The following is an 18,801-nucleotide window of genomic DNA, read 5'->3' on the forward strand; positions in this document are numbered from 1 at the left end:
GATCAGCCGCCGGCCTTGGCGGACAGGTCGTTGATCTCCTTGGCGATGTCCGTGCCGCCGCTGTCGTACCAGCGCTTGATCTGCGCCTTCAGCTGGTCCTCGGTGATCGCACCGGACAGGTACTTGATCCGCGCGTCCGGGATGATCGTGTCGATGGTCTGGCCCTTCGCCACCGCGGTCGGGGCGACGAAGCCGAGCGCCGGGTTGAAGACCGCGGTCTTCAGATCCTCGTTCATCAGCACATCGAACTTCTCCCGCATCTTCCGGCTGGCCTCGTCCGCCGGCCGCAGCTGGTAGGCGCCGGTGCCGACGCTGGCCCGGGTCCCGAGCTGGATGAAGGCCTTGTCCACGTCGTTCTGGATCGCCTTGACCTTCGGGTCCTCCTGGTTGATCGGTACGGCGTACTCTCCTTCGACCTTGAAGTTGCGGCCCTCGATCCCGTTGGTGAGCAGGATCGAGCCCTCCTTGGACTCGAGCTTGTCCAGCGTCTTCAGCACGTCGTCGAGCTGCTCGTCGGTCCGGATGTGCTGCTTGGAGATCGCGAGGACGTCGTTGTACCCGGTGAAGGGGTAGGAATGCTTCTCGCCGTCCGGGCCTGCCAGGTTGCCGACCAGGGTGACCTTGTCGAAGTCCTTCGGGTTCTTCTCCTTGAACAGGTCGAGGAGCTGGGTGGCCCGCACGTTCACGTCGATGATCATGCCGCCCTTGCCCTGCACGAACGGGTCGTTCCAGTTCGCGCTGTCGAGGGTGGCGAAGTCCGGGTTGACCAGGCCTTCCTGTACCCACTTGCGCAGCCACCGGTTCGCCGCCAGGAACTCCGGGGTGTCGAAGCCGGGTACCAGCTTGCCGTCGCGTTCGCCCCACCCGTTCGGCGCACCGAACCAGGTCTCGACCACGTCGTACGGGCTGGCGCTGGCGTAGTTGCCGGGCCACTTCGGGATGATCAGGCCGTAGGTGTCCTTCTTGCCGTTGCCGTCCGGGTCCTTCTCGGCGAACGCCTTGGCGATCGCGTACAGGTCGTCGACGGTCTTCGGCTCCTGCAGACCGAGCTTGGCCAGCCAGTCCTTGCGGATCACTATGCCGGAGCGCAGCAGCGGCCGGACCCGGTAGATGCCGTAGGTCTTGCCGTTGGTCTGCGAGTTCTTCGCGGTCTGCTCATTGGCCGGCTTCAGGTTCGGGTATTTGTCGAGCTTGCCGGTCAGGTCCCAGAACGCGCCGGCCTCGGCGGCCTTGACGAACGAGGGGCTCTTCTCGTTCACCGCCATCACGTCCGGGATGTTGTCCGAGGCGAGCGTGACGTTCGCCTTGTCGCCGTACTCCGCGTTCGGCACCCAGGTGATCTTGAGCTTCTTGCCGATCAGCTTCTCGACCGCCTGCTGGAGTTCGCCGTTCGGATCCGGCGCGGTGCCGAACAACTTAGTCATCACCGTGAGCTCGGTGCTGGCGGCCTGGCCGCCTTTGTCGTCGCCGCCGCCCGAACAGGCGGAGGCGACGAGCAGTGCCGTCGACAAAGCGGCGGCGACGGCGAGGCGCCGTCGGGAGGAGATGGTCATTGGTTCCCTTTCAGGTGCAGGCGCGCTTCGTTCTCGGCGAAGAAGCGCAAGCAGAGCCAGGTGTCGAGCTGGATCCAGGCGCCGCCGGCCAGGACGAACCCGAACACCGGGAACTTCACCGACACGAAGGCGATGGACACCGCGACGAACAGCAGGACCAGGGACGACGCCGGCCGCGCGAGCGCGACCAGCGATGCCTTGGGCAACAACATGCGGATCCCGAGGTCGTAGTGCACGGCCATCGGAAGCGCGTACGCCGCGATCAGCCCGAGCGCGACGAGCGCCGTGAGGCTGGCCAGGCGGGGGAGTGCGGCCCCGAGCGCGGCGAAGTACAGGTAGTTGCCGACGAGAACGACGGCGACCGCGACCAGGGGGAGTACGACGAGCGAGCCGCGGCGGAACTCCTGGCGGAACGCGGTACGGAAAGCAGGGAAGGCGTGAAACGATTCATCGGATGACCTGCGTCTGGCCAGCGAATATGCCGCGAGTGTGGCCGGGCCGATACCCAGGGCAATCCCGCCGAGCAGCGTGAAGAGGATCCACAGGGCGTTCAACTTGATCACCCAAAGGACCTCGTCCGCAGCGTCGTACAGCTTGATGGCCCAGCCAGTTCTCATGCCGGTTCCTGCCTTGTTTCGGGGCGAAAAGTGATGTGACCGTATGGTTGAATCGTCTCAATGTCAAGGCTTGGGAAAGCGTTTGTCAGAGAGTGGTCACGGGGGTGCGCGAAGGCGGGGGTCAGGCCTGGGAGACGCGCAGGTTCGCGTACTCGCCGATCAACGGCGCCATCTGCCGGAAGCCGATCCGGCCGCCGGTCAGGGGTTGCTCGTCGTGCCAGGTGAAGCTGGGCAGGTCGTTGACCGCGAAGGTGATCTCGCCGTGCCGGACGGTGAGGCGCAGGTGGTACGGGCCGTCGGCGTCGGCGACGTCCGGGATCGGATCGGCGCCCTGCGCGACCAGGTGGAACCCGTAGCTCTTGCGCAGGTTGCAGGTGTGGAAGGCCCGCTCGGCCGGCCAGCGTCTGCGGAAGTACGAGACGTGGTAGGTGTCGAGGTCGCCGTGGTGGTACTGCTCGTACGGCCCGGTGCGCGGCTGCAGGTCGAACAGGTCCTCGCCGTGTCGGCCCTTGGCCTGGAAGAACAGGATGCACAGGCCAGGTTCACGGATCGGCCGGAAATCCCACTCGATCGTCACGTCCGGCGGGAAGTCCTCCGGGCACCACAGCACGACGTTCGCGTCCTGCCCGTCCGCCGCCGGTCGCACACTCTCCAGACGCAACCGGCCGAGCGGGAACGACGTCGCGCCGTCACCCTCCAGCCGGAAACCGTCGAGATCGGCCGGCGACGCGAGCGGGTTCTCGTACAGGACAGGCATCAGCGCCGGCGCTTGAAGTCGCTGGACTCGCGGACGATCAGGTCCGGCTGGAAGATCACCTGACGATGCCGATGCCGCTCGGCCGACTCGACCTCTTCCTGCAACAGTTCCATCGCGGACCGCCCGAGCAACTCGGCCGGCTGCCGCACGGACGACAGCGGTACGGCGGCGGCGCGGGCGAAATCTATGTCGTCGTACCCGACGATCGCCATGTCCCGTGGGACCCGCAGGCCGGCCACCGCCATCCCCTGCAGGAACCCGAGCGCGAGCAGGTCGTTGGCGAGGAACGCCGCGGTCGGACGCGAGCGTGCCGGCAGCGCGGCGAGCTGTTCACCGATCGCGCGACCTTCGACCACGCCCATCACGTCGACCTCGTAGTGCTCCAGGTCGACGTCGCCGGTCTCCTCGACGATCGCGGTGATGCCGGCCTTGCGGTCCGCCACCTGCTGCATCGTGAACGGCCCACCGATAAAGGCGATCCGGCGATGGCCGGACTCGATCAGGTGGTTCCCGGCGAGGCGTCCGCCGAGCTGGTCGTCGACCGACACCGAGCACAGTCCGCGGTCCGCCGTACGGTCGACGAGCACCACCGGCGTACCGCGATCGACCAGCGCGGTGAGCCGCGGATCGGTGCTGTCGAACGGCGTGATCAGGATGCCCATCACACGCTGCTGCTCGAGCTGGTCGAGGTGATGTCCCTCGCGCACCGGGTCGGTCTTGCTGTTGCAGAGCATCACCACGGTGTCGTGCTCGTACGCCAGCGCCTCGGCGCCTTCGGCCAGATCGGTGAAGAACGGGTTGGTCACGTCGAGCACGATCAGCCCGACGGTCCGGCTCTTGCCGGCCCGCAGATGCCGCGCCGCTTCGTTGCGCACGAATCCGAGCGCCTGGATGCTGTCCTGCACCCGCTTGCGAGTCTCCGGCGCCACGATCCCCGGCCGATTGAGGAAGTTGCTCACAGTCCCCACCGAAACCCCGGCCCGCTGCGCAACCTCCTTGATGCTGGGCGTCCCCATCGTCCCCCGTCCAGCAGCCATCCCGGTCACCGGCAGTCTATCCAGACCCCAGTTGAATCGTCTAAATCGCCATGACTTGATCGGTCCGCAGGCCGATAGGTTGGCGGTGTGGCTCAGACGATGCGTGGACTGTTGCCCGGGGAACTGGTGAACCGGGTGTTGGGCGCTGCCGGGTCGGTGCAGCTGGCGCCGGGAATCGATGCGCGGGACGTGTGGAACGGCGTGCCGGCGGGAGATCGTGCGGCGCTGCTGACGGATGCCGAGGAGCAGGCCGCGGGCGAGTGGCCGGTACTGCTGGCGAGTGACTTCGCGCGGTTCCAGCGGGAGGGCAATCGCGACCTGTATGAGACGCCGTACTTCGAGCGGCGTCGCCGGATCGTCACGAGCACGCTGGCGGCGCTGCTGACCGGTGCGGAGCGGTGGGTCGCGGACGTCGTGGATGGCGTCTGGCTGGTGTGTGATGAGGCGACCTGGACTCTTCCGGCGCATGCGAGTACGGCTGCCGCGCGTGGTGAGGCGCTGCCGCGGCCGGGGGATCGGGATCTGGATCTGTTCTGTGCCGAGACCGGCGGTCTACTGGCCTGGGTGGATCACTTGCTGGGGTCCGCTCTGGATGCGGCGACCAGGCTGCGGATCTCGACCGAGGTCGACCAGCGGGTGCTGACGCCGTTCCTCGAGATTCGCGACTGGCGCTGGCTGAAGGAGTTCACGAACAACTGGAACCCGTGGATCCACTCGAACCTCACCGCGTGCGCCCTCCTGCTCGAACCCGATCCGGCTCGCCGCGCACAGGTCGTCGAGCTCGTGGTCGACGGTCTCGACGTGTTCCTCGATTCCTACCCGGACGACGGTGGTTGCGACGAGGGAGCGTCGTACTGGACGCGAGCGGGCGGCTCCCTCGCGGACAGCCTGGTTCTGTTGTACGACGCAACAGCCGGGCAGCTCGACGGTTTCGGTCATCCCAAGCTGCGGCCGATCACGTCGTACCTGCCGGCCATGCACATCGACGACCGGTGGTACGTGAACTTCGCGGACTGCCCGGCGCAACTGGCGGACCCGTCGGCGGCGTACCCGCTGTATCGGCTCGGCGTGCACACCGACGAGCCGGCCGCACGTCAGCACGCGCGGGTGATCCGGCATCGCGACGATCCGCTCGTACCGCGGATTCCGTCCATGCTCCGGGTGATCGGCACGCTGCTCGAGCCCGGCCTGCGGACCGAGGAGGAGGGGGCCGGCCACCAGGACATCTACCTGCCGGACACCGAAGTACTCGTGGCCCGCTCGAACAATCTGCTCGTCGCGGTGAAGGGCGGACACAACGCCGAGTCGCACAACCACAACGACGTCGGCTCGCTGATCGTCGCCGTCGACGGCGTACCGCGCGTTATCGATCTCGGTGTCGGTACGTACACCCGGCAGACGTTCTCGGCCGATCGCTACCGGATCTTCACGATGCAGAGCGACTACCACAACCTGCCGCTGATCAACGGGTTCTCGCAGCCGCCCGGGCGCGAGTTCCAGGCGACCGGCATGTCCGCCGAACTCGGCGACCGTACGACCTGCGAACTCGACCTGGCCCACGCCTATCCACCCGAGGCCGGCATCCGCTCCTGGCGCCGCAGCATCACTCTGGACGAAGCGGTCGAACTGACCGACACCTGGGACCTGGAGTACGCACCGACCCAACTCGTCTGGCACCTGATCCTCAACGGCCCGGCAACCCACGAGAACGGCACGATCCGGGTCGAAGGCCTCACCATCTCGTACGACGCCGACAATCTGACCGCCGTACTCGAGCCCCTCCCACTCACAGACCCCAAACTCGCCGACATCTGGGGCAACCAGGTCACCCGCGTCGTACTCACCGCCCGTCCGTCCCTCCTGAATCGAACGGGCATCACTGCCGTGACCTTCACACCGGATGTGACTCGTGAGTAACATGACGGGATGAGTCAGGTGTTGGGGTTGTGGGAGCGGTTGCGTGGGGTGCCGGGTGGGGAGCGGGTGTTCTCTTGGGGGTTCACCTGGAAGGCGCCGTACTTTCGGTCGGTGCGGCCTCGGTTTGTGCAGGTCAGTCCCAACTACGCGGCGTTGACGTTGCCGAAGCGGCGGGCGGTGCTGAACCACATCGGGACCGTGCACGCGATTGCTGTGTGCAACGGTCTCGAGGCGGCGATGGGGGCGTTGGCGGAGGCGACGGTGCCGGCGGGGAAGCGGTGGCTGCCGAAGGGGATGGAGGTCTCGTACCTCGCCAAGTCGACGACGGACCTGACGTGTTCGGCGGAGACCGATCCGGAGACGTGGATCGCGGGGCCCGACGTACCCGTGAAAGTGAGGGCGACCCGCGACGACGGCACGGTGGTCGTCGAGGGCACGATCCACCTGTGGGTAACTGACAAGAAGTGAACCCGCCGTACGACGTAAGGTCCTGGCGTGACTGAACTGCGGGTGGTGGAGGTTACCGAGGAGCACCTGGACTCGGTGTGGCAGGTGCGGACGCGGTCGTTCGGGATGGGTGGTGACCGCGACGAGTGGAAGAACACCGCGCGGTCGTTCATCGTCGACGGGCGGTATCTCGGTGTCCTCGACGGTGGCGAACTGGTCGCGGCGGCGCGGGTCTGGCCGCACGAGCAGTGGTGGGGCGGGCGCCGGGTGCCGATGGGCGGCGTGGCCGGCGTTGTCGTCGCACCGGAGTACCGCGGTCGTGGGGTCGGCAGCCTGTTGATGCGCGCCGTACTCAACCTGTGCGTGGAGAAGGGTTATCCGCTGACGGCGCTGTATCCGGCGACGACCGTGCTCTATCGGCACCTCGGATACGAGTTCGCCGGGAGCCGGCACCTCTACACCTTCGAGGCCGCCGATCTGCGGACCCTGGGCGGCAGCGGTACGGCGGTGCGCAAGGCGGGACGCGACGACGCGGACCTGTTCCTGGAGCTCGCCGCGAAGGCACACGAGGCACGACGCTCGAACGGCCCGTTGATCTGGCCGCACACCGAGGTCGAGTCCTGGCTGGAGGACGAGAGCAGCTTCGCGTACGTCGCCGATGACGGTTTCGTCGTCTACAAGTGGAAAGACGGCAACCTCGCGGTCGAGGAGCTCATCGCCGGGTCGGAGGAGACCGCCCGCGCGCTGTGGGCGACCGTCGGCTCGGGTGCGTCGATCGCGAAGACGGTGGAGGCCTGCTGCCCGCCGTTCGATCCGATCCACCTGATGGCGGAGCACGAGGCGCTTGGCAAGTCCTGGCAGAACCGGTGGATGCTCCGGCTCGTCGACGCTCCGGCAGCCTTTGCGGGACGGGGCTTCCCGGACGGTGTCGTACTTGAGGCGGACCTGCGGATCGACGACCCAGAACTGCCTGCGAACACCGGCGACTGGCACCTCTCGATCAGCAACGGATCCTCCACTCTCACCCCGGCTGAGCCGTCGAGCGACGCGCTGCGCCTCGGACCCCGCGGACTGGCAGCGCTGTACGCCGGTATGCCGTTGGCTACCCTCCGCGGCGCCGGACTGACTACCGGGGGAGCAGCCCTCGCCGACACGGCGCTCGACGCGGTCTTCGGCGGACCTGCGGCGTACATGCTCGACGACTTCTGAGACGGCGCGTCGATTTCTGAACTCCTGACGCCTCCGACTAGGGTTGTCGAACAAACGTTCGGAGGTGGTCATGCGGGTGCTCGGCGTCGACCCGGGACTGACCCGGTGCGGCCTCGGCGTCGTCGAGGGGACACCGGGGAAGCCGCCGGCGCTGGTCGCCGTCGGGGTGATCCGGACGCCGGCCGACCTGGACGTCTCCAAGCGGCTCGTGATGATCGAGGAGGAGCTCGACACGTGGATCGCCCGGTACCAGCCGGACGCGGTCGCGGTCGAGCGGGTGTTCGCACAGCACAACGTCCGGACGGTGATGGGTACGGCGCAGGCCTCGGGGGTCGCGATGGTGGTGGCGGCCCGTCGCGGGCTGCCGGTCGCCCTGCACACGCCCAGCGAGGTGAAGGCCGCGGTCACCGGATCGGGCCGCGCCGACAAGGAGCAGGTGACCACGATGGTCACCCGGATCCTCAAGCTGAGCGAGCGTCCGACGCCCGCGGACGCCGCGGACGCGCTGGCGCTGGCCATCTGTCAGGTCTGGCGTGGCGGAGTGGCGAGCAAGCTGCAGGAAGCGGCCACCAGCCGGGCCAATCTCGAGGCGGCGGCGCAGGCACAGTCACGGCTGCAGATGGCGAGGCTGCGGGCCGCCGTCGCGGCGCAGCAGGGCAAGCGGTGAGCACTGAAATGAACGGGCTTGGAGGGTGGCGATGATCGCCTTTGTACGTGGACCGGTGGCGGCTATCGGGCTGGACAGTGCCGTGGTCGAGGTCGGCGGGATCGGCCTGCAGGTGTACTGCGACCCGGGCACGCTGGCCGGTTTACGCCCGGGGCAGGAGGCGCGGATCTCCACGTCGATGGTGGTTCGTGAGGACTCGCTGACGCTGTACGGGTTCGCCGACGACGACGCGAAGAACCTGTTCGAGCTGCTGCAGACCGCGTCCGGTGTCGGGCCGAGGCTCGCCCAGGCCGCGCTCGCGGTGCTGAGCCCGGACCAGTTGCGCCAGGCGGTCGCGACCGAGGATCTCGCCGTACTGGTGAAGGTTCCGGGTATCGGCAAGAAGGGTGCGCAGCGGATCGTGCTCGAGCTGAAGGACAAGATCGGTGCACCGTCCAGGACGGTGACAGGCCGTCCGCTGCAGGCGCAGGAGGCGTGGCGCGACCAGGTGCAGGCCGGTCTGGTCGGTCTGGGCTGGTCCGCCCGCGACGCCGAGGACGCGGTCACCGCCGTGTCGCCGCTCGCCGCCGACAACCCGAACCCGTCCGTTCCCGACCTGCTGCGCGCCGCGCTGCGCGTTCTTTCCAAGGCGTAGGCGATGGAAGACAACGTTCGTCCATTGGTCTCCGCCGACGCGGCGGACCTCGAGGAACGCAAGATCGAGTCCGCGCTGCGGCCGCGCACACTGGCCGAGTTCGGCGGTCAGCGCCGGGTCAGCGAGCAGCTCGAACTGGTGCTGCACGCGGCTCGTGGCCGCAACCGCACGCCGGACCACGTGCTGCTGTCCGGCCCGCCCGGGCTCGGCAAGACCACGCTGGCGATGATCATCGCCAGCGAGATGGCCGCTCCGTTGCGGGTGACCAGCGGTCCAGCGATCCAGCACGCCGGCGATCTGGCCGCGATCCTGTCAGGCCTGAGTGAGGGCGAAGTCCTGTTCCTGGACGAGATCCACCGGATGTCGCGGCCCGCGGAAGAGCTGCTCTACATGGCGATGGAGGACTTCCGGGTCGACGTGATCGTCGGCAAGGGACCGGGCGCGACGGCGATCCCGCTCGAGATTCCGCCGTTCACCCTGGTCGGCGCGACCACGCGGGCCGGTCTGCTGCCGGGGCCGCTGCGCGACCGGTTCGGGTTCACCGGTCATCTGGAGTTCTACGAATCCGCCGAGCTCGAGAAGATCGTGAACCGGTCGGCCGCGCTGCTCGAGGTCGACATCACGCCGGAGGCCGCCACCGAGATCGCGTCCCGTTCCCGCGGTACGCCGCGGATCGCGAACCGGCTGCTGCGCCGGGTCCGCGACTTCGCCGAGGTGCGCGCGGACGGCATCATCACGCTCGCGCTGTCGAAAGCCGCCCTGGACCTGTACGAGGTGGACAAGATGGGCCTCGACCGGCTGGACCGGTCGGTTCTGGACGCGCTGTGCCGCCGATTCGGGGGTGGGCCGGTCGGTCTTTCCACGTTGGCGGTTGCGGTCGGCGAGGAACGTGAGACTGTGGAGGAAGTGGCCGAACCGTTCCTGGTCCGGTCGGGCTACCTGGCCCGTACGCCGCGTGGTCGTGTCGCCACGCCCGCGGCCTGGCGGCACATCGGGCTCAAGGTCCCGAAGGGCGCGACGTTCGCGGATACGCTCTTCGACTCCGATGAGGACTGAAGGAGTTCAACCTCAACTGAACACGACGACCGCGGGGAACCTCCGCCGGTGCCGGAACGTAGACACTGCGTAGCGACCAGTAGTGAGTAACGCAAACGTGACCCGGCGTCATGCGGTAGTTATTGACGCCCGGCGTTAGACTCCCCGGTGGCCTGACCTCCAGGTCTTCCGCCGCGACCTGCGCAAATGCGTAGCGTAGCCATCCAACCGACCCGACGAAGGATTCTGAGACCCGATGCAACTCCTCGCCGTACCGATGGCCTCCTCCGGGGGTGGCGGCATCACGCTGCTGCTGCCGCTGATCCTGATCGTCGGAATGATCTGGTTCATGAGCCGCTCCCAGCGTAAGCAGCGCGAGCGGCAGGCACAGACCGTTGCCTCGCTGACGCCCGGCACCAAGGTGATCACCACCAGTGGCCTGGTCGGCATCGTCGAGGAGACCGACGACGAGTACGTGACGCTGGAGATCTCCGAGGGCGTACTGGTCCAGGTCGTCAAGGCCGCCGTCGGCCGGGTGATCCCGGAAGAGGACACCTCCGCCGATGAGGCCGAGACCTCCACCGAGGCCACTGCCGCCGATGAGACCGCCGAGACCGCCGACGCCGACGCCGACGAAGCGGCTGACCGCGACGCGGCGAAGGTCGACGTACCGGATGCGGGTAAGGCCGGTGACAAGGCCGACGGCAAGGTCCAGGACACGCCGAAGCTGCCGCCGACGCACACCGAGAACTGATTTTTCCGTCCCAACGGCCTGCGGCGCGGCGTTCGGCGTCCACCTGACGGTGCGGCGCGCCCAGAAGTACAAAGGTTGAAACTGACGTGGCAACGAGTTCGACATCCCGCCCCGGGCGGAGCCTGATCGGCTTGCTGGTGGTCGTGGTTCTGCTGTTCGGGATCATGGCGCTCACCAAGACCTGGAAGCCCAAGCTCGGGCTGGACCTGCGGGGCGGCACGACCATCACGCTGACTGCCAGCACGTTCGACGGCACCGGCAAGGTCACCGCCGACCAGCTGAACGAGGCCAAGAACATCATCGGCCAGCGGGTCAACGGGGCGGGTGTCGCCGAGTCCGACATCACCACCTCCGGCGCGAACCACATCAACGTGGCCGTTCCGGGCGCCACGAAGGAATCCCTGGTGTCGCAGGTCGGTCAGACCGCACTGCTCTACTTCCGGGTCGTGTACGGTTCCGACGCCGCCGCGCCGCAGCCCACTCCGACGCCGTCGACGACGCCGAAGCCGGGCACCACGCCGAAGCCCAGTACGACGCCGAAGCCGAGCGCCACGGTCAAGCCGAGCAGCACCCCCAGCACCACGCCGAAGGGCCGCGCCTGGAGCAGCGCGCTGGGTGGGGCGACGCCGACGCCGACCCCGAAGGCCAGTACGACGCCGACCGCGAAGCCGAGTGCCACGCCGTCCGCGACGCCGTCGACGCCGGCCACCGGGGGCGACCCGCTGAACTACACACCGGACGCGGCCACGCAGGCGGCGTTCGCGGCGTACAAGTGCGGTGACAAGCAGCTCGACAACCCGAACACGGCGATCTTCTCCTGCGACCGCCAAGGCACCTACAAGTACCTGCTCGGCCCGGCGATCCTGAACGGCACCGACCTGTCGGACGCCTCCGCCGGCATCCCGCAGAACGGCCTGCAGTGGCAGGTGAACCTGAAGTTCACCGGTGAGGGCGGCGACAAGTTCCTCAAGGCCACCACGGCCATCTCGAAGCGCGGCCAGGGCCAGAACCTGTTCGCGATCGTGCTCGACGGCGAGACCATCTCGACGCCGAGCGTGGACAGCCCGATCCCGGGCGGCCAGGCGCAGATCACCGGTACCTTCACGGAGGCCGAGGCCCGCGACCTGGCGAACGTGCTGAAGTACGGCGCGCTGCCGATCAAGTTCGACATCTCCTCGGTCGAGACAGTGTCGCCGCAGCTCGGTGGCGATCAGCTCTCCGCCGGTATCTGGGCCGGTCTCGCCGGTCTGGCGCTGGTGGTCGTGTTCTGCTTCCTGTACTACCGCGGTCTCGGCCTCGTCGTGGTGCTCTCGCTCGCGGCCGCCGGCGTACTCACCGGAGCGCTGGTGATCCTGCTGGGCAAGGCGATCGGGTTCACGCTGACGCTGGCCGGTATCGCCGGTCTGATCGTGGCCGTCGGTATCACCGCGGACTCGTTCATCATCTACTTCGAACGACTGCGGGACGAGGTCCGTGAGGGCCGCAGCCTGCGCTCGTCGGTGGAGACCGGCTGGGCCCGCGCCAAGCACACGATCATCGCCGCCGACTCGATCTCGCTGCTCGCCGCGCTGGTGCTGTACGTGCTGGCGATCGGCAGCGTCCGCGGCTTCGCGTTCACGCTCGGCCTGACCACGCTGATCGACCTGGTCGTGGTGTTCCTGTTCACCAAGCCGGTGGTCACGCTGCTGGCCCGGACCGACTTCTTCGGCCACGGGCACAAGCTGTCCGGACTGGATCCGGAGCATCTGGGCGTCGAACGACTGCCCGGACAGACGAAACCGTCGGTCCGGCCGCGGAAGACGCCGTCCACGCGCAAGCCGGTCGGAGGGGAGGTCTGATGTCGAGGCTCGGACAGATCGGTGCCAAGCTGCACCGCGGTGACGTCTCCTACGACTTCATCGGCCACCGCAAGTTCTGGTTCAGCCTCTCGGCGGTCCTGGTCATCATCTCGCTGGCGGGCCTGTTCGTCCGCGGCCTGGCGCTCGGTATCGAGTTCAAGGGCGGCGTCGAGTACGAGGCCAAGGTCAAGGTCACCGACAACACCGTTCAGGACTTCGGCGACGCCGTGAAGGCGACCAACGCCAAGGACCTCGGCGACCCGGTCGTCACCACGATCAACAACGAGAAGGTCCGGGTCCAGACCAAGCCGCTGGCCCAGAACGACATCGGCACGGTGCGCGCGGCGATCGCCAAGGAGGCCGGCATCCCGGCCGAGCAGGTCACCTCGCAGCAGATCGGCGCGTCCTGGGGCAAGCAGATCGCCGACAAGGCGATCTTGGCGCTGGTCGTGTTCCTGGTCGCGGTGTTCGCGGTGATCTGGCTGTACTTCCGAGAATCCAAGGCGTCGATGGCCGCGATCATCGCGCTGATCCACGACGTCACGATCACGGTCGGTCTGTACGCCCTGATCGGCTTCGACGTCACGCCGGCGACGGTGATCGGCGTACTGACGATCCTCGGTTACTCGCTGTACGACACCGTCGTGGTGTTCGACAAGGTCCGCGAGAACACCCGCGGTATCACCGGGTCGAACCGCTACACCTACTCGGACGCGACCAACCTCGCCGTCAATCAGACCGTGGTCCGGTCGATCAACACCACGGTCACCGCGCTGCTGCCGGTGGGCGCGATCCTGGTCGTCGGTACGGCGGTTCTCGGCACCGGCCCGCTCAAGGACCTCTCGCTGGCGCTGTTCGTCGGTATCGCCGTCGGTGCGTACTCGTCGATCTTCATCGCGCCGTCGCTGCTCGCGGTCTTCAAGGAGCGCGAGCCGGGCATGCAGGCGCTGAACAAGCGGGTGAGCGCGAAGAAGGCGCAGCTCGCTGCCGCTGCGGCCGCTCCGGTGAGCGTGGCGACGGCCGGCGCGCCGGCGGGTGCTGCGGCGCGTTCCGACGTACAGGACACGCCTCGGAAGGCGGACCGGGCGACCGGGTCGGCTCCGACGCCGTCGTCGCGGCCGATGAAGGCGGCGGCCGCAGGGCGTCCGCAGCCGACGCGCAAGCCGCGGTCGAAGCGCGGTAAGTGATGCGGTCGCTCGAGCAGGTGCTCGCGGACGGTATCCGCGACATTCCGGACTACCCGCAGGCGGGTGTGGTGTTCAAGGACATCACCCCGCTGCTGGCCGACCACACCGGCTTCGGCCAGGTCGTGGAGGCGCTGGCGGCAGCCGGGAAGGACGACGACGGCAGGCCGGTCGTCGACAAGGTGGTCGGGATCGAGGCGCGCGGGTTCATCCTGGCGGCCCCGGTCGCGCTCGCACTCGGCGCCGGGTTCGTGCCGGTGCGGAAGAAGGGGAAGCTGCCGGCGGCGACGTACGAGGAGTCGTACGCGCTGGAGTACGGCGAGGCGACGATCGAGGTGCACCAGGACGCGTTCACTCCCGGTGACCGCGTCCTTGTCATCGACGACGTCCTGGCCACCGGCGGCACGGTCGAGGCCTGTCTGCGGCTGATCCGCCGCTGCGGCGCCGAGGTCCTCGGTACGGCGGTGTTGCTGGAGCTGTCCTTCCTCCCGGGCCGCAAGCGCCTCGAGAGCGAAGCCGTCACCGCCCTCGTCACAGTCTGAAATCGCGTCTGAATTCGGGCAAACTCTCCGTCGTCGCCGGCTTACCCGGCGTGTTGTCCACAGGCGGTTCTGCCTCGTTGGACGCTGGCCTCTAGACTGGTGCCCTGTCGGCGGAGGGACACAACGTGGGCGAAGACCCGGCGATGACATCTGCGGTGCCGGATGCCGTACCGCAGGAGCCGCCGCGCGCGCCGTCGCCGGTGCGCCCGGCTCCCGTGTCGCCGCCCCCTGCGTCCCAACCGCCGCGGATCGCGCCGGCCCGGGTCCGCGCCCGGCTCGCCCGCCTCGGCGGCACTCGGCACCCGAACCGGGCGCCGATGCTCGAGCCGCTGTTCCGGGTGGTCCGTGCGACCCACCCGAAGGCCGATCTCGGCATGATCGAGCGCGCCTACCGGACCGCGGAGAAGTACCACACCGGCCAGATGCGCAAGAGCGGCGACGCGTACATCACGCACCCGCTCGCCGTCGCCACCATCCTCGCCGAGCTCGGTATGACCGCGACCACGCTCTGCGCCGCGCTGCTCCACGACACCGTCGAGGACACGCCGTACACGGTGGAGGATCTGACCCGCGACTTCGGCGAAGAGATCGCCATGCTGGTCGACGGCGTCACCAAGCTCGACAAGGTGCGGTACGGCGAGTCCGCGCAGGCCGAGACGATCCGCAAGATGGTCGTCGCGATGTCCAAGGACATCCGGGTGCTGGTCATCAAGCTGTCCGACCGGCTGCACAACATGCGCACGCTCGGCTCGTTGCGCCAGGAGAAGCAGGAGCGGATCGCCCGCGAGACGCTGGAGATCTACGCCCCGCTGGCGCACCGGCTCGGTATGAACACGATCAAGTGGGAGCTCGAGGACCTGGCGTTCTCGACCCTGCACCCGAAGGTGTACGACGAGATCGTCCGCCTGGTCGCCGAGCGTGCGCCGTCCCGCGACGAGTACCTGGCGACCGTGATCGACCAGGTGCACGAGGATCTGCGCCTCGCCAAGGTGAAGGCGACGGTCACCGGCCGTCCGAAGCACTACTACTCGATCTACCAGAAGATGATCGTCCGCGGCCGCGAGTTCGGCGACATCTACGACCTGGTCGGCATCCGGGTCCTGGTCGAGTCGGTCCGCGACTGCTACGCGGCCCTGGGCATCATGCACGCGCGGTGGAACCCGGTCCCCGGCCGGTTCAAGGACTACATCGCGATGCCGAAGTTCAACATGTACCAGTCGCTGCACACGACGGTGATCGGGCCGCAGGGCAAGCCGGTGGAGCTGCAGATCCGGTCGTTCTCCATGCACCGCCGCGCGGAGTACGGCATTGCCGCGCACTGGAAGTACAAGGAGGACCCGTCGTCGGTCGCGCCGGCCACGCCGAGCACCGAAATCGGCGGGCCGAACGACATGCCCTGGGTGCGGCAGCTCGTCGACTGGCAGCGGGAGACCTCCGACCCGTCGGAGTTCCTCGACTCGCTGCGGTTCGAGATCAACAACGCCGAGGTCTACGTCTTCACCCCGCGTGGCGACGTGATGTCGCTGCCGACCGGGTCGTCGCCGGTCGACTTCGCGTACGCCGTGCACACCGAGGTCGGTCACCGCTGTATCGGTGCCCGCGTCAACGGGCGCCTGGTGCCGCTGGAGAGCACGCTCGAGAACGGTGACGTCGTCGAGGTCTTCACCTCGAAGGCGCAGGGCGCGGGTCCGTCGCGGGACTGGCTCACGTTCGTCAAGAGCCCGCGTGCGCGCAACAAGATCAAGCACTGGTTCTCCAAGGAGCGCCGCGACGAGGCGATCGAGCACGGCAAGGACGCGATCGCGAAGCAGCTCCGCAAGGAGGGCCTGCCGCTGCAGCGCCTGCTGTCGCACGAGACCCTGACCGCGGTCGCGAACTCCCTGCGGTACCCGGATGTCACCGGTCTGTACGCCGCCGTCGGCGAGCAGCACGTGAGCGCGCAGGCCGTCGTACGGCGACTCATCGAGACGTACGGTGGCGAGGAGGGTGCGGCCGAGGACCTCGCCGAGGGCATGCGGCTGCCGGCCACCAAGGAGCGGCGGAAGCGCACCGCGCGCGGCGACGCCGGTGTCATCGTCAAGGGCGCGACCGACGTGCTGTCGAAGCTCGCCAGGTGCTGCACGCCGGTGCCGGGTGACGAGATCATCGGCTGGATCACCCGCGGCGCGGGCGTCTCGGTGCACCGGGCCGACTGCGCGAATGTGGAGAATCTGAAGACCCAGCCCGAGCGCATCGTCGAGGTCGAGTGGGCGCCGACCGCGCAGTCCGTCTTCCTGGTCGCGATCCAGGTCGAGGCGCTGGACCGTGCTCGCCTGCTGTCGGACATCACCCGGGTGCTGTCCGACTACCACGTGAACATCCTGTCCGCGGCCCTCACCACAACCCGCGACCGCATCGCGAAGTCCCGCTTCACCTTCGAAATGGGCGATCCGACACACCTTGGGCACGTACTGAAGGCAGTTCGCTCGGTCGAGGGCGTCTTCGACGTCTACCGCGTCACGCAGTAGGTCCTCCTGGCCGTTTGTGCGGCCGGGGGACACTGCGTGTATGAGTCGTGTTGGACGGCGTGCGTTCTTGGTTGCGGGTGCGGGATTGCTGGTCGGGTGCAGTGATTCCTCGGCTCAGAACCAGCCGAGTGCGACCCCCTCTCCGCCCCCATCTACTCCTTCTTCGGCTCCTTCGTTGACACCTAGTCCGCCGCCGACGTCTCCGACGCCGACGCCGACTGTTGCCCTGCCCTCCGTGCGGAGTTGGGTGGTGGGGCCGGGGGAGATTCAGCCGGAGGTGAAGCGGCTCGCGGTGGCGGCGGTGGTGAAGCTGTTGCAGCCGACCGAAACGCCGGCTGTGATCGAGGTGATCGACGCGCAGTACGGCGGCATTTTGAGCGACTCGGCAAGCGTTCTGGTGCCGTGCCGCGTGTACTCGATCAGACAGAACCGTTTGATCAGCGGTGGTACGACGGTCGACGTACGGCTGAGCAAGTCGTCGCAGGGGACGTGGCGGGTGACCGCGACGCACCCGGCTCAACCCGGAGCGCCGGTTGCGAGCCTGTCGGCTGCCGCGCGGCAGGTGCTGGCCAACGAGCAGATCCTGTTGCCGCCGGCATCCGCTGCAGACATCCGCTCGGGACAGGTGCACGACAGCGTGCTCACCACGATGCTCGAGCTCGCGAAGACCTATCGAATCGGCGTCAGCGTGATCCGCTCCGGCCACCCGGCCAACGTGTTCGGCACCGACCGCCCGAGCGATCACCCCCGCGGACGCGCATTCGACACCTGGCAGATCGACGGCCACCCCGTCGTGTCGCCGTCAACGTCCCGCGCGCTCATCACGTCGTACATGCGCGCCACCGAGTCCCTGGGCTCCTACAACGTAGGCGGCCCCTACCAACTCTCCGGTACGGCGTACTTCTCCGACCAAACCCACCACGACCACATCCACGCCGGCTTCCGCACCTAGTCCCACCGCACTCGCCCGCACCCGCCGCTGACTGTGAATTTGGTGGGTAGACCCATCAGGTCGGGGGTTCTGCACCCTGGACCACGGTCCAGAACCCAGCAGGGCATGGGTCTACCCACCAAATTGGTGGGTCAGCCCACGAAATTGCGGACGGCCGGGAGTGGGGAGCGGGTTAGTCCCATTCCCAGGTGATTCCTACTGTGCCGGGGTCTGCGGAGGCTTCGATGACGTGGACGCGGCCGTCGGGGGTGAGCATCAGGTCGCGATGGAGGAGGTTCGGGCCGGAGGTGTGGCGGCGGCGGATCTCGTGGACGCGGACCGGCAGCGCGGCTCGGTCGAACTGCACCTCCAGCACGTAGTGCATCCCGCCCCACTCGCTGAACCGCTGGTACTCCGTCGCCGGCAGCCCGGTGCGGTCCTCGATCTCGTAGCGCACGACGGCTGTCTCGCCGACGGCGAGGACTCGGTCGAGCAGCAGTTCCCCGAGCATCGCACCGGCTTCGGGGGAGCGGGCGATCCGGCCGGTCCGGCAACCGCTCAACGCCCGCAAGGCGAGTTGCTCGGCGTCGCAGCCCGGCTCGCCCTGGTGCGCGATGATCAGCCGATCCACCGGCTGTACGGCGACCACGCTCTGGATCACCCGTCGGCAGTGCGCGCTCCGATCCGCGCCCAGCCGGACCTCTTCGAGAACGGTCACGTTGCGCAGCCGGCCGTGGGCGTCGCGGCGGAGCCGGTCGAGCAGCCGGGTGAGCGCCTCGGCGTAGTCGACAACGGCGTACGGCTGCGGCGCCGTCTCCGGCCCGGTCCGCGCCGGAGGGATCCGTCCGGTCAGCCAGCCGGGCGGCACCTGCAAGAGTTCTTCGAGCGCTGTCACGATCGCCAGCGAATCCTCGCAGGGGACCCGGCGGCCGCTCTGCCAGGTGCTGAGCGTCGCGACCCCGACGTGCAGCCCGCGGTCGGCGAGATGGGTCCGGATCCGGTTGAGGGCCAGCCCGCGGCGGGCGATCGCCTGCCGCAGCGCCTCCGCGAACGACGCTTCCGGAGTCACCACAGGGACTTCGACCGGCTTGATCATGGGCCCACGCTCCTTCAGGGCAGCAGTGTAAACATTCACAGCATCCGCTGACACTGCCTCGTCACGCATCGTTCAC

The 18,801-nt window shown here is 68.1% G+C and carries 17 protein-coding genes; 12 read left to right on the top strand and 5 right to left on the bottom strand.

Going from position 1 to position 18,801, the window contains the following annotated elements; genetic code table 11:
- Positions 1-2: 2 nt before the first annotated feature.
- From EV649_RS37185 to EV649_RS37200, 4 genes are all read right to left on the bottom strand, one after another.
- Positions 3-1,553: an extracellular solute-binding protein gene (locus EV649_RS37185; protein ID WP_130388402.1), complete on the bottom strand. Its 1,551-nt coding sequence runs from the start codon at positions 1,551-1,553 to the stop codon at positions 3-5.
- Positions 1,550-2,170: a DUF624 domain-containing protein gene (locus EV649_RS37190; protein ID WP_130388403.1), complete on the bottom strand. Its 621-nt coding sequence runs from the start codon at positions 2,168-2,170 to the stop codon at positions 1,550-1,552. The genes EV649_RS37185 and EV649_RS37190 overlap by 4 nt, the downstream gene beginning before the upstream one ends.
- 121 nt (positions 2,171-2,291) lie before the next feature.
- Positions 2,292-2,927 (bottom strand): DUF1961 family protein, encoded by a 636-nt coding sequence (locus EV649_RS37195; RefSeq protein ID WP_130388404.1) that lies wholly within the window; start codon positions 2,925-2,927, stop codon positions 2,292-2,294.
- Positions 2,927-3,964, bottom strand: a complete 1,038-nt coding sequence (locus tag EV649_RS37200) for a LacI family DNA-binding transcriptional regulator (protein ID WP_241999146.1) — start codon at positions 3,962-3,964, stop codon at positions 2,927-2,929. The genes EV649_RS37195 and EV649_RS37200 overlap by 1 nt, the downstream gene beginning before the upstream one ends.
- A gap of 87 nt (positions 3,965-4,051) precedes the next feature.
- On the opposite strand from EV649_RS37200, the gene EV649_RS37205 reads away from it, so the two are divergent.
- The 12 genes from EV649_RS37205 to EV649_RS37260 all read left to right on the top strand — a co-directional run bounded on the left by EV649_RS37205 (position 4,052) and on the right by EV649_RS37260 (position 17,650).
- Positions 4,052-5,881: a heparinase II/III family protein gene (locus EV649_RS37205; RefSeq protein WP_130388405.1), complete on the top strand. Its 1,830-nt coding sequence runs from the start codon at positions 4,052-4,054 to the stop codon at positions 5,879-5,881.
- Positions 5,882-5,890: 9 nt separating this feature from the next.
- Complete coding sequence (locus tag EV649_RS37210; protein ID WP_130388406.1) at positions 5,891-6,349, top strand: hotdog fold domain-containing protein; 459 nt, start codon at positions 5,891-5,893, stop codon at positions 6,347-6,349.
- Positions 6,350-6,376: 27 nt separating this feature from the next.
- Positions 6,377-7,537 (top strand): GNAT family N-acetyltransferase, encoded by a 1,161-nt coding sequence (locus EV649_RS37215; RefSeq protein ID WP_241999148.1) that lies wholly within the window; start codon positions 6,377-6,379, stop codon positions 7,535-7,537.
- A 70-nt stretch (positions 7,538-7,607) separates the two neighbouring features.
- Positions 7,608-8,204 carry a crossover junction endodeoxyribonuclease RuvC gene (gene ruvC / locus EV649_RS37220; RefSeq protein WP_130388407.1) on the top strand — a complete coding sequence of 199 codons (597 nt, stop codon included), beginning with the start codon at positions 7,608-7,610 and terminating at the stop codon, positions 8,202-8,204.
- Positions 8,205-8,235: 31 nt separating this feature from the next.
- Complete coding sequence (gene ruvA, locus EV649_RS37225) at positions 8,236-8,838, top strand: Holliday junction branch migration protein RuvA (RefSeq protein WP_130388408.1); 603 nt, start codon at positions 8,236-8,238, stop codon at positions 8,836-8,838.
- A 3-nt stretch (positions 8,839-8,841) separates the two neighbouring features.
- Positions 8,842-9,894 (top strand): Holliday junction branch migration DNA helicase RuvB, encoded by a 1,053-nt coding sequence (gene ruvB / locus EV649_RS37230; RefSeq protein ID WP_130388409.1) that lies wholly within the window; start codon positions 8,842-8,844, stop codon positions 9,892-9,894.
- 235 nt (positions 9,895-10,129) lie between these two features.
- Positions 10,130-10,627 (top strand): preprotein translocase subunit YajC, encoded by a 498-nt coding sequence (gene yajC / locus EV649_RS37235; RefSeq protein ID WP_130388410.1) that lies wholly within the window; start codon positions 10,130-10,132, stop codon positions 10,625-10,627.
- Between the two features lie 86 nt (positions 10,628-10,713).
- Positions 10,714-12,465 (top strand): protein translocase subunit SecD, encoded by a 1,752-nt coding sequence (gene secD / locus EV649_RS37240; protein ID WP_241999150.1) that lies wholly within the window; start codon positions 10,714-10,716, stop codon positions 12,463-12,465.
- Positions 12,465-13,652 carry a protein translocase subunit SecF gene (gene secF / locus EV649_RS37245; protein ID WP_130388411.1) on the top strand — a complete coding sequence of 396 codons (1,188 nt, stop codon included), beginning with the start codon at positions 12,465-12,467 and terminating at the stop codon, positions 13,650-13,652. Before secD ends, secF begins: the two co-directional genes overlap by 1 nt.
- Entirely contained in the window at positions 13,652-14,191 is a 540-nt protein-coding gene (locus EV649_RS37250) for an adenine phosphoribosyltransferase (protein WP_130388412.1), read from the top strand. Before secF ends, EV649_RS37250 begins: the two co-directional genes overlap by 1 nt.
- A 317-nt stretch (positions 14,192-14,508) precedes the next feature.
- Positions 14,509-16,698, top strand: a complete 2,190-nt coding sequence (locus EV649_RS37255; protein WP_198682927.1) for a bifunctional (p)ppGpp synthetase/guanosine-3',5'-bis(diphosphate) 3'-pyrophosphohydrolase — start codon at positions 14,509-14,511, stop codon at positions 16,696-16,698.
- A gap of 235 nt (positions 16,699-16,933) precedes the next feature.
- On the top strand, positions 16,934-17,650 hold the full coding sequence (locus tag EV649_RS37260; protein ID WP_241999155.1) for a hypothetical protein: 717 nt from the start codon (positions 16,934-16,936) through the stop codon (positions 17,648-17,650).
- 172 nt (positions 17,651-17,822) lie between these two features.
- Here the strand turns inward: EV649_RS37260 and EV649_RS37265 are convergent, their stop codons facing one another.
- Complete coding sequence (locus tag EV649_RS37265; RefSeq protein ID WP_130388414.1) at positions 17,823-18,725, bottom strand: hypothetical protein; 903 nt, start codon at positions 18,723-18,725, stop codon at positions 17,823-17,825.
- Positions 18,726-18,801 lie beyond the last annotated feature (76 nt).

It is taken from the genome of Kribbella sp. VKM Ac-2569, assembly GCF_004216905.1.
In the GTDB taxonomy this organism is placed as follows: Bacteria; Actinomycetota; Actinomycetes; order Propionibacteriales; family Kribbellaceae; genus Kribbella.